Here is a 16,814-nt window from a genome sequence, read left to right as displayed (position 1 = left end):
GTCGAATTTTTGAAGGAGGGTGTTATGGGAGAGCAAACCATCATCCGATTTGAGCGGGTGACCAAACAATATGACAACGATCCCCCAGTGCTGGCGGATGTCAGCTTTGAGATTGAGCGTGGTAAGTTTTATACACTGCTGGGCCCTTCCGGTTGTGGTAAAACGACAATTTTGCGTATGATTGCAGGTTTTGCAGAGCCGACAGAAGGCTCTATTTATTTGAATGATAAACTCATTAATCGTGTTCCGGCCAATGAGCGGCAGGTCAATACGGTTTTTCAGGATTATGCGCTATTTCCACATCTGAACGTGTTTGAAAATGTCGCCTTTGGTCTGCGAATCAAAAAGATGAACAAAAAGGACATTCAGGAAAAGGTGACACAGGCGTTGTCCTTTGTCAATCTGGAAGGCTACGGTGAACGGGAAATTTCCGAGATGTCCGGGGGGCAGCGTCAGCGTGTAGCGATTGCACGGGCTATCGTCAATGAGCCTGATGTTCTCTTACTGGATGAACCTTTGTCGGCACTGGATTTAAAGCTGCGGACAGAAATGCAGTATATTTTGCGTGAAATGCAGCAGCGCCTGGGAATCACTTTTATATTCGTTACGCATGATCAGGAGGAAGCGCTGGCCATGTCAGACGAAATTTTTGTCATGAACAAAGGCAAGATTGAGCAGAGCGGCACGCCAAATGATATCTATGATGAGCCGATTAATCGATTTGTGGCTGACTTTATCGGCGAATCGAATATTGTTCCTGGACGTATGATCGCGGATTATCAAGTGGAATTTAACGGTCGACAGTTTGAATGTGTTGACGGAGGATTGCGTCCGAACGAACCGATTGAAATTGTGATCCGGCCCGAGGATTTGGAGATTACGAGTGTTGCTGAAGGCAAGCTGCGGGTAAAGGTGGATACTCAATTGTTCCGTGGTGTTCACTATGAAATAAGCTGCTATGATGATTCAGGACAGGAATGGCTCGTGCATTCTACCAAAAAGGCGGAGCTGGGAAGTGAAATCGGCCTGAAATTTGACCCGGAAGCCATTCATGTCATGCGCTTTGGGGAGACAGAGGAAGAATTTGATCGACGTCTGGAAGCCTATGAAGAGGTGGATCAGCATGTCCGGTAATACAAGAGCAGCGTATCTGCTGCCTTACTATTTATGGATTGTGCTGTTCGTGGCGGCGCCAGTTGTCCTTGTATTTTACTATTCACTATTTGATGTGGATGGTCATCTCACATTCAGCAACTACGCTCAGTTTCTGACACCTGTTTACTTAAGCATGACGCTTAGCTCGTTTTGGTATGCATTTCTGATTACGGTATGTTCACTGCTCGTGGCGTATCCGGCGGCCTATTTACTTACTCGCACCAAGCATAAGCAGCTGTGGCTGTTGCTCATTATTTTGCCAACCTGGATTAACTTGTTGCTCAAAACGTATGCTTTTATCGGGATTTTCGGAACCTATGGTCCGGTGAATGCGGTGCTAGGAATGGTTGGGTTGGGTGGTCAGCAAATATTGTTTACCAGCTCCAGCTTTGTGTTTGTATCTGTGTATATTTTTGTGCCTTTTATGATTTTGCCCATCTATAACGCGTTGGAAGGCTTGAATCCTTCACTGCTGGACGCTGCCCGTGATTTGGGAGCCTCCAAATGGACCGCGTTTCGCAGGGTTATTTTCCCGTTAACACTTTCGGGTGTGCGATCCGGCTGTATGGCTGTGTTTATTCCAGCGCTGTCGCTGTTTATGATTACCCGTCTGATTGCGGGTAACCGTGTGATTACGCTGGGAACGGCGATAGAGCAGCATTTTCTGGTTACTCAGGACTGGGGTATGGGCTCTACAGTTGCTGTGTTCCTGATTTTGGCGATGGCGATCATTATGCTGCTCACCTCGCGAACGAAACGGAGGGTGCGGCATGGCAAATAAAAACCGATTCGGAAATATTTATTTGGTGATAGTTTTTCTCGTGTTGTATGCACCTATTTTGTATTTGATGTACTATTCCTTCAACAGCGGCGGGACCATGCACGAGTTTGAAGGCTTTACACTTCAATATTACAAAGAGGTGTTCGCAGACACCCGTTTGATCATTATTGTCATTAACACTTTGGTGATTGCTTTGCTGTCGTCTGCATTGGCTACGATAATTGGGATCATGGGTGCGCTGGCTATTCATCAGATGCAGAACCGTCGAGTCAAAAATACGCTGCTGTCGCTCAACAATGTACTAATCGTGAACCCGGACGTTATTATTGGCGCTTCCTTCCTCATTTTGTTCACGATGGTTGGGATTAAGCTGGGTTTTTACTCTGTTTTGTTATCCCATATTGCGTTTAGTGTGCCGATTGCGGTCATTATGATTTTGCCACGGCTTCAGGAAATGAGTCCATCTCTGGTCGATGCCGCGCGTGATTTGGGTGCCAGCCGGCTGGATGTGCTAACCAAGGTGATTTTGCCCTTTATCAAGCCAGGAATTTATGCAGGCTTTTTTATGGCGTTAACGTACTCGCTGGATGATTTTGCGGTGACCTTTTTTGTGACTGGCAGTGGCTATTCGACCTTATCAGTGGAAATATACTCACGTGCCCGTCAAGGGGTTTCCTTGTCCATCAATGCGCTGTCCACGCTCATATTCCTGTTTACTGTGCTGCTGGTGGTGGGCTACTACTTTATCATGCGCAAGGCGAATCGTAATAGTAAAAAAGAGCCTGCGGCGGAAATGGGGGTGCCTAGATGAAGTCGCTTGTGCGCGTGTTTCTGTCCATTTTCATTATCTCGTTTGGTCTGATGGGCGTGGCAGCGTGGCTGAACTCCAGCCAAGGCTACTCCGGTGGTAACACACTGACGGTGTACAACTGGGGAGACTACATTGATCCTGAGCTGCTGGAACGGTTTCAGAAGGAGACGGGCATTACCGTCATTTATCAAACATTTGATTCCAATGAAGCGATGCTGACGAAAATCGAGCAGGGGGGAACTTCATTTGATGTAGCGGTTCCCTCGGAATACGCGTTGGCTAAAATGAAGCAGGAGCATCTGTTGCTCCCATTGGACCACAGCAAACTACCGAATTTGAAGCATGTAGATGCTCATTATCTAAACCTTTCGTTTGATCCGGATAACCAATATTCGGTTCCGTATTTTTGGGGTACAGTCGGGATTGTCTTTAACCCGGAGCTAACGAAGGGCATTGATTTTCATAGCTGGGATGGCCTATGGGACCCGAAGCTGCGTAATAATCTGTTGCTAGTTGATGGAGCTAGGGAGATTATGGGCATGTCGCTGAACAGTCTCCACTATTCCTTGAATGATACGAACCAGGCGCATTTGCAGCAAGCTTTGACGAAGCTGGAGAAGCTAGCACCCAATGTCAAGGCAGTGGTTGGCGATGAGATTAAAATGCTGCTGGCCAACGAGGAAGCTGCTGCTGGAGTTGTATGGTCCGGTGATGCTTCCGAAATCATGGATCAGAATGATAAGCTGGATTACGTCGTGCCAGATGAAGGGTCCAACCTGTGGTTCGATAATATAGTTATTCCAAAAACGGCCACCCATGTGGACGCGGCTCATAAATTTATCAATTTTATGATGCAGCCCGATGTAGCCGCTCAAAATGCCGAGTTTGTAGGTTACTCCACGCCAAACAAGGATGCAAAGAAATTGCTGCCTGAGGATATTTCTGGCGATGAGCGTTTCTATCCTCCATCTGAAATTACAGATAAGCTGGAAGTATACAACAATCTGGGTAAGCGAATGCTCGCTCACTATAATGAATTGTTCCTGCAATTCAAAATGCATTTAAAGTAGGGGAGTGGCGTTGTGGATCAGGGAATGGTGCTTTAGAGGCCGCTGCGGAGGCGGATGGTGCTTACCATCGCTGTTAAATTCCGATTTTTATGATTGAATATGTAAAGGTGAAAATCGGAATTTAAAGGCGACCGCTTCGCTTGTCCAGCACCATTCCGCCCCCTCCGCTGCGCCGTGCTTAAAGCCACGTACCTATGAATCCCCCACGCCGACGGTAAGGGAGTAGGGGAAGAGTGAAAAGGCCCTAGAACCACCAACGTAGGTGGTTCTAGGGCCTTTTTTGTGTACTCACCGCGCGAAGCGGTAAGTAATGTCTTTAACCCTACCACTTCACATACCTTAGAAAATTGTGGGACTTTAAGGCGGGCAGCGAGCGAAGCGGGCCAATTGAATCTGGAGAAGCGGCAGCGTTCGCCTTTGCTGAGGGATTCTTACCTATAAATGTTTTATACAATTAAAGAATCCCCCAGCAACAGCGATTGGAAGATCAAATGGACTGCGTAGCGCCCCTAACCACCTTAACTCCCTACAACCCTCTAACAAACCTCTCTATTTTATCCAACCCTTGCTCCAGCACATCCTGTCCGTAGGCGTAAGATAAGCGAATGTAACCTTCGCCATAGGAAGAAAAGGCATCTCCCGGCACGACGGCCACTCCTTGCTCTTCCAGCAGCTTTAAGGTGAAGTCCATCGAGCTTAATCCAAAATGGGCGATGGAAGGGAAAAGATAAAAGGCTCCTTCGGGCTTCTCCAGTGGAATTCCCATATCAGTCAGTCTTCCGTGTACATAGTCGCGACGTCGGCGGTACTCATCGCGCATCGGAAGTGCATCATCCACCCCAGCGGTCAGGGCTTCTAGTGCTGCATATTGGCTAATTGAGCTAGCACAGGTCACGTTGTATTGATGCACTTTGACCATGTGCTGTGTGATTTCAGCAGGTGCAAGTGTAAAACCAATGCGCCATCCTGTCATGGAATGTGATTTGGACAGACCGTTAATGACGACTGTACGCTCCCGCATACCTGGAAGAACTGCAATAGATACGTGCGGTGTATCGTAAATCAGTTCACTGTATATTTCATCCGAGATGATAAACAAATCGCGTTCCTTGAGCAAATCTGCGACGGCTTCCAGCTCTTCGCGGCTCATTACTCGTCCGGTTGGATTCGAAGGATACCCGAGAATGACTGCTTTTGTCCGCTCAGTCAGATAAGGCTCTAGTACCTCGGCCGTTAGCTTGAAGCCGCTGTTGCGGGTGTCAGCCAACACTGGAATCCCACCTGACAAACGGATCAATGGCTCATATCCTGGGTAGATCGGCACAGGTAGAATGACTTCGTCTCCGGGTGACAAAATCGTGCGCAGGGTAATATCCAGCGCTTCACTGGCTCCGTTCGTCACGATAACCTCATCCTGTCCTCGGTAATTCAGGCCGTATTTGCGATCTACAAACGCTGCTGCGGCTTCGCGTAATTCCGGTAGTCCCGGATTAGGTGTATACGTGGTCCGACCTTCATCAATCGCCCGATGGGCAGCCTCCATAATATGTGCAGGGGTGGGGAAATCTGGCTGCCCAATCGTTAATGACAGAGTTCCGGGTAATGCGGCAACTTTATTGGCGATTTTGCGGATGCCGCTGATTTGAATATTTTTAACCTGATCGTTAAGCAAATGCTCCATAGTGTGTAATGCCACCTTTTTCTGTATTAGAACAAGTTTACAATAATATGATCTGATTTTGCTACGGCAAGAAGAATTCATTTTTACATAATTCAGGTACTAAATTGGCTAATTTGTGGTATCTTAAATATAGGGTATGTTTGTAAGCGTAATCATAAGGAAAATGGGGAGTGATCAAAGCCAATTGACTTAACGATCACAGAACTAGATAAATGTCAGCTTGATTGACTTTGTAAGATAGTTAAGTTATCTTTTGTGGAGAAGTAGAATGAATAGAATGAAGAGGTGAAATGTCGTGGGAGTAACAGCTAAACAAATTTTTGTGAATTTACCAGTTAAAAACTTGCAACACTCCATTGATTTTTTCACTACCATCGGATTTGAATTCAACGCTCAGTTCACAGATGAACATGCAACCTGCATGGTTGTTAGTGAACATATTTTTGTCATGCTGTTGGTTGAAGAACGTTTTAAAGCGTTCACTTCAAAGGAAATTTCAGATGCCACGAAAAGCACAGAAGCGATTGTTGCCCTATCGGTGGAGAGCCGAGAAAAGGTGGATGAGATCGTTCACAAAGCTTTGAAAGCAGGCGGCAAACCCTCAAATGAGCCTCAAGATCATGGTTTTATGTATGGCTGGAGTTTTCAGGATTTGGATGGTCATCTATGGGAGTTCTTTTATATGGCAGAGCAGTCATAGAAGTAAGGATGATTAAGCAAACGAAGTATCATGGAAAGTAATCTATCCTAAAAAGATAGTTTACTTTCTTTCTTGCATGTGATTGAACTCATCAGGAGGAATTACAATGTCTAACGAAGTGAGAATATACTCTGTTCAAGTGCTCAGCGAAGTATTGTCAGATTCACTAAGCCGACTGTTGATCGACGTGGTTGCTGATGGTGCATCTATAGGTTTCTTACCGCCACTGAGGTATCAGGAGGCAGCAGCTTATTGGAACAGTGTGCTTGAGGACGGTGTAGTTCTGTGGATTGCCGAGAAGGACGGAATACCTGTTGGGACGGTTCAGCTTCAGTTGGCTCAAAAAGCGAACGCTACACATCGTGCAGAAATTGCAAAGCTTATGGTGCATCCGTCCGGACGCAGGCTTGGGATCGCACGACAGTTAATGAAGGCAGCCGAAGAAGAGGCAGTGCGTCATAACAGAACTCTACTGGTGCTGGATACGCGGGTGGGAGATCCTTCTAATAGATTATATGAGTCGATCGGGTTTGTGGAAGCTGGTGTTATTCCGAACTACGCTCAATCAGCCGATGGTCAGCTGCACGCCACTCGATATTATTATAAGCCATTAAATCCGTATTCCAGTCATAGCTGAGCATTTGCCGAATAACCGTGGTATTTGCGGGAAATCATAACTTGTCATAGGATTACATAACCTTTTTCCGCGTTTATTCGACTGGTAAAGCACGGGAATCGGAACGTATAATGAAGAGGAAATCAGAAAAGATCTTTTTATGTCATTTGACTGTACTGAATTGAAGAACGTAGCAAACACAGCGGAGGAATCAAAGAATATGAGGCTGGAGCATGATTTTTTAGGAACCAAGGAAGTGCCGTCAGATGCTTATTACGGTGTACAAACTCTAAGAGCAAAAGAAAATTTTCCAATTACAGGCCAACGATTGCATCCTGAGTTGATTAAAGCCATGGCGATCGTAAAAAAGGGAGCAGCGACGGTAAACATGGAACTAACCCGTTTACATCGCCCCAAAGCAGAGGCCATTATTCAGGCTGCTGACGAGATTATTCAAGGACAGTTGCATGATCATTTTATCGTCGATCCGATTCAGGGCGGCGCAGGCACGTCCATTAATATGAATACAAATGAAGTGATTGCAAACAGGGCGCTGGAGCTGATCGGTAAGCAGCGAGGAGACTATCAGGAGATCAGTCCTAATAATCACGTTAATATGGCGCAATCGACGAACGATGCTTTTCCTACGGCTGTACATTTGGCTGTATTAAGTATGATAGATAAGCTGTTAGTCACCATGAGTGAGCTTCAGGAAGCTTTTTCCCGCAAGGCCACTGAGTTTGATAGTGTGATCAAAATGGGTAGAACCCACTTGCAGGATGCAGTGCCGATCCGATTAGGGCAGGAGTTTCAGGCTTATGCTCGTGTGCTGGGCCGTGATATCGGACGCGTTCGTGCAACCAAAGATCACCTGCTAACCATTAATATGGGCGCAACTGCAGTGGGTACCGGCCTGAATGCAGACCGTCGTTATATTCAGCGTGTCGCTGAGGTACTGGCTGAGGTTAGTGGCTTTCCTGTGGAAGCAGACGAAAACCTCGTAGATGCCACACAAAATACGGATGCCTATACCGAAGTGTCCGCTGCCTTGAAAATTTGTATGATGAATATGTCCAAGGTGGCCAATGACATCCGTTTGATGGCTTCTGGACCACGCGCTGGTCTGGGAGAACTGAGTCTGCCTGCTCGTCAGCCAGGATCATCCATTATGCCGGGCAAGGTAAATCCAGTGATGTGTGAAGTCATTAATCAAATTGCCTTTCAGGTCATTGGTAATGATCATACAATCTGCTTGGCTTCGGAGGCAGGCCAACTGGAGCTGAACGTGATGGAGCCTGTACTTGTCTACAATTTGCTGCAATCACTGGAAATTATGAAGCAGGGCTTCCACGTTTTCCGTGTTCACTGTGTGGAAGGAATTGAAGCAAATGTGGAGCGGTGCCGTGAATATGTGGAGAACAGTGTAGGTATTATTACAGCGCTCAATCCGCACCTCGGATATGAGGTCGTATCACGCATTGCCCGCGAAGCAATTACGACTGGCAAATCGGTACGTGAGCTGTGTCTGCTATATAATGTACTGACTGAGGAAGAATTGGACATTATATTGGACCCGTACCAAATGACTCAGCCTGGTATTGCCGGAGAATCTTTGCTGAATCGCGAATAATATTGCGGAGTTTAGAATGTAGGCAACTTTGAGATAAAATGAAGGCAGCCCCGTCGAATTCGGCGGGGTTGCTTTTGTGTAAAACCGTGTCAGTGTGATAGGTGGTAACGCTAACCCTGCTATGGAATATACCGCTTGCAGCCTGCTGTAGAAAAGGGGAAGAGGAATGCTGCTGGAGCAATTATCAGCATATAAGGAATTAGGAATAGGACTTATTGTACTACTATTACTGCTTGTGCTCATCATCAGGGGAATGATACGTGGTCGTCGGAATCGGATTTTACGTGATCTGGACCCACGCAAAATTGGAATTCAGGATATTGATCGTATGGAAGATGGCTCGGAATTTGAGCTTTACTTACAGCGGTTGTTATCCGCATTAGGCTATAAGGACATTTATAAAACAACCAGCAGCCGGGATTTTGGAGCAGATCTGGTATTTACAGACCGTGAAGGCGCCAGAGTCGTAATTCAGGCCAAGCGTTATGCTGTACAACATCCGGTCGGCTTGGGCGCAGTGCAGGAAATTTACACCTCTATGCGTTATTACGCGGCCGACAAGTCCATCGTTATCACCTCCGGTCGTTATACAGAATCCTGTAAAACACTTGCTGCTGTTAACGGAGTTAAATTATTGGATCGCAATGATTTGATAGATATGATTGACCTGTTCAAAGCCAAACGTCGTGAGGAGGTCATGGAACGTATAGAAAGTAGGGCAGAGGTGGTCGTTTCCAAATGGAGTAAAACCAAATAAAAGTATATGAGGAGTGAAACGGGGATTAGGGACAGGTGTTCCTGTCCCCTTTCTGAAATACTCTTAACTATCTGGCTAGATACATATAAATAATTGGGTTTGAACGGTGTAGACGATAAAGATGGGAGAGGTAATCAAGTAATGTGCTTGGAACTAGAAAGTTTTAAGCTATATTTATAAAAATAAAAATTGATATAAATGTATTTTGTTCTTTATATTTTCAAAAAATATAATAATGTGTAAAATCAACTTTGCATTCCTTGAGCATAGAGTTATATATTTTTGTTTGTATATAAATTATATACAAATTTTACAGAAGTTTAGGTTATGGATTTTACATAAGTAACTAGCAGTTGATAGCCTAAACAAGCATAAAAGTAAAGATGTATATGAGAATATTCCAACAGATGACGATCAGTTGGGATATTGTTCATATAAATTAGCTTCTAAGAGATAGCATAAAGAAATCATTAGTGATAATCATCACATCTATGAAAACAAGTTGAATGAGAGGAGGAAAACAACATGGCAAACGATGCTTTTGATTTGGATGTACAAGTGAATAAGTCTAAGGGATCTATAGAACCACAAGTTTTGACAAGCATAGCAGCATGTTCTGCTGCTGCGTGCGGGGGTGAACGCACGGAACATTGTGGTAAAACTCAAGGAAATTGTATATCAAATATTGGAAATTGGTGCTGAGATATTATACTTTTGCTATTTGATTGACTGTGGAACAGAAAAATAAAAGAGAAAAGGGGCTTTCAAGTCCCTTTTCTCTTTTATTGTAAGGTGAATTATCCTTCGAAAGTGCATATATACAAGATAGTCCGGGGGCGAGGAATTAATGAAGCGTCAGCGATATGCATATAAAGCACTCAATTTTTTTTTACTGCGAACGCCTGTAATTTCTTTTGATATGTATAAGTCTTTTTTTCCTGAAAAGTGTGAAAACAAGGAATATCTCAAATCTTACACCGTGCAACGTATGATTGAGTTATCCAACGATCCCGCAATCAAGGAAGCAATTTCCGTTTCCAGTCCGCGCTTACATGAGTCCCTATTTCGTTTACAAGAAGAAGATGATCCGCGCAAGCAAGAGCAGGTGCTTAAAGGACTCATGCGGTATGTACTAAGAATGATGACTCGTCCCACGCCATTTGGTTTATTTTCAGGTGTTACTGTGGGACATTTTGGTGAGACTTCTCAATTGTATCTCAAGAATACGAATGCTCATCGTAAACGCGCTAGACCCGATATGGAATGGATATTAAAAATTATTGAAAAGATAGAAAGCATTCCAGAAGTGTTATGCCAGCTTCGTCTACAGAGCAATCCTTTAATCTATCGGCAAGGAAACCGGGCGAAAATTCCTTATACAACCAGATACGGAAAATTAGTAAACGGGGAAAACGATAGCGTATCGGTGAAGGCATCCGCTGTATTTGATTATATTATGGAGGTCTGCGCACAACCAGTATTATATTCAACATTGGTTAAGCTTGTTATGCGGCGTTTTTCGGAAGCGGGTGAAGAAAGAGTTGATCCCTATATTCGGCAGCTTTTTGAGCAAGAGTTTCTTATTTCGGAGCTACGACCCTCGACTATAAAATCAGATCCTTTTGGCCACATTTTGGCGATTGTCAATCCGTTATACGGTATGGAGGATCTAAAGTTGCTGTTGCAAAGTATTCATCAGGATATCCTGCTGTACAATGAGCTTCCTATTGGGGAAGGTGAGGAGCGCCTAAATCTGCTGCGACAAGTGATGAGTGAAGTTTCGGACATTGAAATGTCCACTTTACAGGTCGATTTATCGCTGGAGGATCATTCTATCGTTCTGAATGAATATATCCGTAAGGATGTTGAACGGGTGGCCGAATTATTTTCCCAGCTCGCTTCCAAAACGGATGATCATCTCAAGGAATATGCTGACGAGTTTTTGGAAAAATATGGATATAGGCGGGAGGTACCGTTGCTTGAACTGTTAGATGAAGAAATGGGTTTAGGCGCGCCTGCGACCTACCGTCATCCGCAGAGCCGACGCAGATCCTTAAAAACAGGGAAAATTGCCAAAACGCAAGCTGATCGAGAACAGCTTCTCTTTCAATGGTTTATATCCTCCATACATAAAGGCAAATATGAAATGAACCTTACGGATGAAATGACAGCGCAACTTGCATATACGGAGGATTCCATAACACGTCCGGCATTACCTTCAATGGAACTGTACTTCTTATTGAATACCCGCGACCAGCAAGCACTTGATCGAGGAGAATATACATTGCTGCTCGGGCCAAATCCTGGTTCGAACGGTGCGGGAAAAACGTTTGGACGTTTTATGGATTTGCTTGGTAAACCGTTTGAAGATGAATTCCAAGCTATTCATCAGGAGGAGAAAAGTCTGTATCCCGAGAAAATTTGGGCTGAAGTATCTTATTTACCCAGCTCTGGAAGAACAACGAATGTTATTCTTGTTGAAAATTTTCGAGACTATGAGATTGCGATCGGGACCAGCCATGCTCTGCCGGATGATCAGCAAATTCAAGTATCGGATTTAGTTGTGGGGCTACGTGACGATCATTTCTACTTAAAATCACGCAAGCACAATCGAGAAGTCATACCGACAACCGGACATATGCTCAACTACCACCATGCTCCTAATGTATACCGTTTCTTAATTGAGGTTGGTCTAGCTGGATTCGGACAATGGAACACAATAAACTGGGGAATCATGGCGCAGGCTCCGTTTACCCCTCGTTTGCGGTACAACAATATCATTTTTGCTCCAGCGACATGGAGAATGTGGTTTCGTCAGGACAAAGAAAAACCACTAGGTGCGGAAGCCCTGAAAAAAGCGGTTGCCCAATTTTGTTTAGAATGGAAGGTACCTCGACACGTCTACCTGATTCAATCTGACCATCGTATTTTGTTAGATTTGGAGCACCCCTTACACATCGAAGAGCTATGTAAAGAATTAAAATCTGGCAACTCAATTGCCCTCATTGAACACATTGGTGGATTTGAAGAATTACCTATTTATTGTAGTGAAGGTAGACTGACAGCGGAATTCGTATTTCCTCTAGTTCGACGGCCAGTTATTTCTTCGGGAACTCTTCAGGAGATTGCGGCAGCTTCAGAAGATGTGGGACTAGCTCCTTCCATGCAGATAGTAAGTTCGGCTCAACGTGTACATTTTCCAGGTGGTGTATGGTTCTATGCGAAACTGTACGGAATGGAAAGCAGACAAAATGAGTTTATTGGTTTGTATTGGGATGAGTGTATTCGGCAAGCTAAGGAGATGGGTATAGTTGAATATGCTTATTATATTCGTTATGCAGATCCAGAATCCCATATTCGTGTAAGATTCAAAATGTCTAGTGAGAAATTGGTTCCTGATTTTTTTACCATGTTTCATGATTGGGCAAAAGTATGGATACGAGAAGGATTGATAACTAAATTTGTTATTGATACCTATGAACCGGAAATCGAGCGCTATGGCGGGCCAGAATTAATGGGGTTAGCGGAGTCTATGTTCGCTGATGATAGCGAGGTTGCCGCTAAACTTATTCGTTTGAACCGTTTTAAACAAAATAAATTAGATTTAGATATTGTAGCTGTTTTGAGTGTAATCCATTTGTTGCGTCAATTAGGTTTTAACGAAGTCGAAAGTTACGACGTTCTTAATCAAAAATATGACGTAAGGGAGTTCCTAGGTGAATTTCGCAAGGAACGTAGGTTTTATTTGGATCTATTGGATAAAGCATTTGCACAGGGCGAAGGTCAATCTCAGAATCAAATCAATGATATTCTAGATTTATTTAAAATCAGAGAAACAACAGCTTATTGTTATCAACAAAAAATTTTAGAACAAGAGAAGCAGAGTTCTTTAATGAATACTAAAGAGGATATTTTATTCAGTATCATTCACATGCATTTGAATCGCTTACTTGGAATTGATCGATATAGAGAACGGAAAATCATGATCATGGCTCGTCATGCGATGAATAGCCTCGTTCACTATCACAGGAAAGTAATATGAAAGATATGCATAATAAAAAAAATGGATTTCACTCTGCTTGGGAATCAATGGGGAATGGTCTTAGGTTGCTTCTGCTAATTTTTAGTACTAACAAGCGTTATCTCATTCTTAGTATTATGTTCTACTCTATTCAAGGGGTTACGCCGATTCTCATCCTAGCTGTTATGCAAAATGTACTAAACAAGGTTTCAATTGCTTTGCAACAAGGAGCTGGTTTAGTAATTGTTCCGTTTGGATGGTTTGTGCTGGTTTACGTTGTGAAAAATATAGTAAATGCTGCACAGGGTTATGTAGAAGGAACTCTGGAATCACTCCTTTCCAAATCGTTAAATATTATGATTTGTGAAAAATCAACTCGCTTGGGATTAGCCGATTATGAAAATGCGACTATCAATGACCAGTTAAAGCGCGCTTCTCAAGAGGCTTCTTATCGCCCATATCAGCTCTACACTCAAATGGCGGGAATTGTATCAAGCCTTATTACTATGATATCCTCTGCAATTTGGTTAGTTTTATGGAAATGGTGGATTGTTCTTGTTCTATTAATTGTATCAGTGGTATCTATGTATTCTTTATTCAAAATTAATCGTCAGCAGTTTCAAATATACATGGATCGAACTCCCCAGTATCGACAATCTTGGTATATGACTTATTTATTGACAAATGATCGTGCTGTAAAAGAAGTGAAAATTTTTCAATTAGGCTCATACTTATTAGAGCGTTACTCCAACTTACTGGAAAGTTTTTTTAGGGTAGATCGTCGAATGTTAGGCAAGCTTACCGGGTTTACTCTGATGTATAACATGCTTGAGCTCGGAGTAATGTTATGGTTTGTATGGATGGCAATGAAAGAAACTTTGCTTACTAATATAATGATTGGTAGCTTATACGGGTATATTCAAGCCATAATGTTAACGCAAAGCCAAATTCAGATGATGATGCGTGGTATTTCACAATTTTCGCAAAATAATCTTTATATTGAACAATTGTTTTTGTTTTTGAAACTACCCACCTCAGATCCTGTATATCATCAAAAAGACCTGAGTTACATGCAACCTTCGGGAGTCGGGCAGGATTTCCATATTGAACAAATTGCATTTGAAGGGGTCTCTTTCAAATATCCAGGACAGTCTAGATATGCATTAAACACAGTTAGGTTGTCATTGTCCAAAGGTGAGACAGTTGCAATTGTAGGTAAAAACGGATCAGGTAAGACGACTTTAATGAAAATTTTGATGCAATTGTATGCAGATTACAGCGGAACAATTAGTGTAAATGGTTGTAATATTAAGAACTATGAACTAGCGGACATTCAACGAAAAATAGGAGTAGTGTTTCAGGATTTTATGCAGTATGAAATGTCTGCTCGCCATAATATAGGCTTTGGCGATTTGGGACAACTTGAGGAGGATGGGACATTGATGGATGCCGCGAGGTATGCTGCTATGGATGACGTGATCCAAAAGCTACCACATGGCCTGAATACTCAACTTGGTAAATGGTTTGAGGAGGGGCACCAGCTTTCAGGAGGTCAATGGCAGCGGCTGGCGATAGCGCGTGCTTTTGTTAGGAAGGCGGATGTGTATATCTTGGATGAGCCAAGCTCTTTTTTAGATCCTGTAGCCGAACGTGATTTGCTAGAACTGTTTTTGGATTTAATGAAGGATAGAATTGGAATCTTTATTACACATCGTATTTCCTCAGCAAGGCTTGCTCATCACATTGTTGTTATGGAGGATGGACAAATCATAGAGCAGGGAACCCATGAGTACCTTGTAAGATTAGGTGGTGTCTATTTAGAAATGTATCAGGTACAAGCCAGTTCATTTGCAGCTGATGCTGTGACGAACATGGGAGGTGTCTTTCAGTCATGACATCTGCTCAATTGCCATTTAGTTCATGGCGTCCCTTGTCAGGTGAAATAAGAGAACGAGTGGTCAAGGTATTGGATTCCATCGGAGAACGGTATAGGAATCCGGAAGAGGTTTGTTTACGTTCTAAAAGTATACCTACATTAGAAGTGGACGGATTTGAAATAGAAAGATGGAATGATGGGATTTTAAGTAATGGTTATCCAGGAATTTGTTTATTACTAGCTCAGTTGGATTCATTATACCCGGAGGATGGATGGGATCAGACTGGACATATGTATTTAGAAAAGCTTCAAAAGCATATGGAAGAAATGGGGATGTATGATTTATCCCTATATAGTGGATTAGCAGGCGTGCTGATGGGCATTCGGGCGTTATCACGGGGGGGAACACGATACAAATCCATGTTGGATCAAGTGGCCTCATGGTTTGAAGAATTAGCGGCTGAAAGAATACCATTATATATGAAACAATGGCATTCGGGATACCTGAAAATGAGTGATTATGATACAATTTTAGGCTTTACAGGTATCGGTCGTATTGTTCTTTTTTTTTACGAACGGCCAAAAATGAAAGAGCTATGGGAGCAAATTGTTGTATGGTTTCAGCTTTTTTGTGGAGATAAAAATTGGGAGGGACAATGTATTCCCGCTTGGCATATTCGTGCAGAAAATCAGTTTTTACAGGATGAGAAGAGGCAATATCCTAAAGGTAATTTTAATCTAAGCTTATCCCATGGTATAGCAGGACCACTAGCATTAATGAGTATATCTGTCTTACAGGGGATTACCACTGAACAAGTAAAAAAGGAAATAGCCACGTTGGCGGAATGGCTCGCTAAATGGCAGTTTGAAAGCCAGGTAGGAACTATATGGCCTGGAAAGGTATCATTTGAAGAATGGGAACAATCTGAATTATCCGTTGAAAACGCTCAATATCAAAGGGATTCTTGGTGCTATGGTGCTCCAGGAATTGCGCGCTCAATTTGGTTGGCCGGAAAAGCTTTACAAAAGGAGGAATGGATATCCTTGGGGTTGAAAGCTTATCTGGATATCGAAAATCGAATAGAGCGTAATGGTGGGATGGCTTCCGCTACAGTATGTCACGGTCTTGGTGGCTTGCTCCATCTGCTTCAACGGATGTACTCCGATACAGGCAACGAAAGGCTAGAAGCACTGCGTGATCTGCTTGTGGAGAGAGTATTAGATATGTTTGATCCAAACTCTATTTTTGGTTATTACGATGTAAATTTTCTGAATGGAGACTATAAAAACATAGATGAAGCGGGATTTTTAACGGGGACTGCAGGTATTGCTCTTGTTCTCGCCTCATTGATTAGTGATAGAAGTCCAGAATGGGATGCTGTATTAATGATTCGTTAACCTAATTGTTAGATAAACTGACACAAAACCGTGTCAGTTTTTTTGTTTTATGCATAGTACAAGTGATTCAGAAGAAAAATATGCTCGCAATCTCTTTCCCTAAATTGTTTTTACTTGTTACAACAAGTTTACAGAGAAACTCTTATGATAAATATGCTTTTAATAACCGATATAAAGGTGTTGGAAATTTCCAAATTAGGATGAAGTGATAAGTCATGAAAAAGCAAGTCGTATATTAACTTTTAGGTGGATTCCCATGGTTATAATCTTTGCATTATTGCTAAGTGCATGTGGGCAATCGGCCGCACAAACCAAGTA

General features: G+C 43.1%; 13 protein-coding genes. 12 read left to right on the top strand and 1 reads right to left on the bottom strand.

The features are described 5' to 3' along the window. Positions 1–24: 24 nt before the first annotated feature. The 4 genes from HFD99_RS03760 to HFD99_RS03745 are packed head-to-tail and all read left to right on the top strand — an operon-like array spanning position 25 to position 3,817. A complete protein-coding gene (locus HFD99_RS03760; RefSeq protein ID WP_016821693.1) occupies positions 25–1,134 on the top strand; it encodes an ABC transporter ATP-binding protein in 1,110 nt (369 codons plus the stop codon). Continuing rightward, the gene (locus HFD99_RS03755; protein WP_016821692.1) at positions 1,124–1,936 is read left to right on the top strand and encodes an ABC transporter permease; all 813 of its coding nucleotides are present in this window, start codon (positions 1,124–1,126) and stop codon (positions 1,934–1,936) included. Before HFD99_RS03760 ends, HFD99_RS03755 begins: the two co-directional genes overlap by 11 nt. Next, positions 1,926–2,747, top strand: coding sequence for an ABC transporter permease (locus tag HFD99_RS03750; RefSeq protein ID WP_017428237.1), 822 nt, complete (start codon positions 1,926–1,928; stop codon positions 2,745–2,747). Before HFD99_RS03755 ends, HFD99_RS03750 begins: the two co-directional genes overlap by 11 nt. Then, the gene (locus HFD99_RS03745) at positions 2,744–3,817 is read left to right on the top strand and encodes an ABC transporter substrate-binding protein (RefSeq protein ID WP_123797443.1); all 1,074 of its coding nucleotides are present in this window, start codon (positions 2,744–2,746) and stop codon (positions 3,815–3,817) included. The genes HFD99_RS03750 and HFD99_RS03745 overlap by 4 nt, the downstream gene beginning before the upstream one ends. A 526-nt stretch (positions 3,818–4,343) precedes the next feature. On the opposite strand, the gene HFD99_RS03740 is transcribed toward HFD99_RS03745, so the two are convergent. Continuing rightward, positions 4,344–5,498, bottom strand: a complete 1,155-nt coding sequence (locus tag HFD99_RS03740; RefSeq protein ID WP_019688116.1) for an aminotransferase A — start codon at positions 5,496–5,498, stop codon at positions 4,344–4,346. Between the two features lie 295 nt (positions 5,499–5,793). Here HFD99_RS03740 and HFD99_RS03735 point away from each other — a divergent pair, with 295 nt between their 5' ends. The 8 genes from HFD99_RS03735 (at position 5,794) to HFD99_RS03700 (ending at position 16,496) form a co-directional block, all read left to right on the top strand. Next, positions 5,794–6,198 (top strand): VOC family protein, encoded by a 405-nt coding sequence (locus HFD99_RS03735; protein ID WP_044788053.1) that lies wholly within the window; start codon positions 5,794–5,796, stop codon positions 6,196–6,198. A gap of 106 nt (positions 6,199–6,304) precedes the next feature. Continuing rightward, positions 6,305–6,835 (top strand): GNAT family N-acetyltransferase, encoded by a 531-nt coding sequence (locus HFD99_RS03730; RefSeq protein ID WP_031461863.1) that lies wholly within the window; start codon positions 6,305–6,307, stop codon positions 6,833–6,835. Positions 6,836–7,034: 199 nt separating this feature from the next. Continuing rightward, on the top strand, positions 7,035–8,444 hold the full coding sequence (gene aspA, locus HFD99_RS03725; RefSeq protein ID WP_016821686.1) for an aspartate ammonia-lyase: 1,410 nt from the start codon (positions 7,035–7,037) through the stop codon (positions 8,442–8,444). Positions 8,445–8,610: 166 nt separating this feature from the next. Then, positions 8,611–9,201: a restriction endonuclease gene (locus HFD99_RS03720; RefSeq protein WP_123797442.1), complete on the top strand. Its 591-nt coding sequence runs from the start codon at positions 8,611–8,613 to the stop codon at positions 9,199–9,201. 525 nt (positions 9,202–9,726) lie between these two features. Further along, complete coding sequence (locus tag HFD99_RS03715; RefSeq protein WP_167440710.1) at positions 9,727–9,903, top strand: FDLD family class I lanthipeptide; 177 nt, start codon at positions 9,727–9,729, stop codon at positions 9,901–9,903. A gap of 145 nt (positions 9,904–10,048) precedes the next feature. After that, positions 10,049–13,243 carry a lantibiotic dehydratase gene (locus tag HFD99_RS03710; protein ID WP_123797441.1) on the top strand — a complete coding sequence of 1,065 codons (3,195 nt, stop codon included), beginning with the start codon at positions 10,049–10,051 and terminating at the stop codon, positions 13,241–13,243. After that, positions 13,240–15,117 carry an ABC transporter ATP-binding protein gene (locus HFD99_RS03705; protein ID WP_123797440.1) on the top strand — a complete coding sequence of 626 codons (1,878 nt, stop codon included), beginning with the start codon at positions 13,240–13,242 and terminating at the stop codon, positions 15,115–15,117. Before HFD99_RS03710 ends, HFD99_RS03705 begins: the two co-directional genes overlap by 4 nt. After that, a complete protein-coding gene (locus HFD99_RS03700) occupies positions 15,114–16,496 on the top strand; it encodes a lanthionine synthetase C family protein (RefSeq protein ID WP_123797439.1) in 1,383 nt (460 codons plus the stop codon). Before HFD99_RS03705 ends, HFD99_RS03700 begins: the two co-directional genes overlap by 4 nt. The last annotated feature ends 318 nt before the right edge of the window (positions 16,497–16,814 follow it).

The sequence above is a fragment of the Paenibacillus sp. EKM301P genome, assembly GCF_011800295.1.
GTDB lineage: Bacteria > Bacillota > Bacilli > Paenibacillales > Paenibacillaceae > Paenibacillus > Paenibacillus polymyxa.
The sequence above is the reverse complement of the archived record's forward strand: the minus strand, read 5'-3'. Positions and strand labels throughout refer to the sequence as shown.

Coding starts and splice junctions, on each gene's coding strand:
- HFD99_RS03760 (WP_016821693.1), top strand. CDS start 25: ATGGGAGAGCAAACCATCATCCGATTTGAGCGGGTGACCAAACAATAT.
- HFD99_RS03755 (WP_016821692.1), top strand. CDS start 1,124: ATGTCCGGTAATACAAGAGCAGCGTATCTGCTGCCTTACTATTTATGG.
- HFD99_RS03750 (WP_017428237.1), top strand. CDS start 1,926: ATGGCAAATAAAAACCGATTCGGAAATATTTATTTGGTGATAGTTTTT.
- HFD99_RS03745 (WP_123797443.1), top strand. CDS start 2,744: ATGAAGTCGCTTGTGCGCGTGTTTCTGTCCATTTTCATTATCTCGTTT.
- HFD99_RS03740 (WP_019688116.1), bottom strand. CDS start 5,498: ATGGAGCATTTGCTTAACGATCAGGTTAAAAATATTCAAATCAGCGGC.
- HFD99_RS03730 (WP_031461863.1), top strand. CDS start 6,305: ATGTCTAACGAAGTGAGAATATACTCTGTTCAAGTGCTCAGCGAAGTA.
- aspA (WP_016821686.1), top strand. CDS start 7,035: ATGAGGCTGGAGCATGATTTTTTAGGAACCAAGGAAGTGCCGTCAGAT.
- HFD99_RS03720 (WP_123797442.1), top strand. CDS start 8,611: ATGCTGCTGGAGCAATTATCAGCATATAAGGAATTAGGAATAGGACTT.
- HFD99_RS03715 (WP_167440710.1), top strand. CDS start 9,727: ATGGCAAACGATGCTTTTGATTTGGATGTACAAGTGAATAAGTCTAAG.
- HFD99_RS03710 (WP_123797441.1), top strand. CDS start 10,049: ATGAAGCGTCAGCGATATGCATATAAAGCACTCAATTTTTTTTTACTG.
- HFD99_RS03705 (WP_123797440.1), top strand. CDS start 13,240: ATGAAAGATATGCATAATAAAAAAAATGGATTTCACTCTGCTTGGGAA.
- HFD99_RS03700 (WP_123797439.1), top strand. CDS start 15,114: ATGACATCTGCTCAATTGCCATTTAGTTCATGGCGTCCCTTGTCAGGT.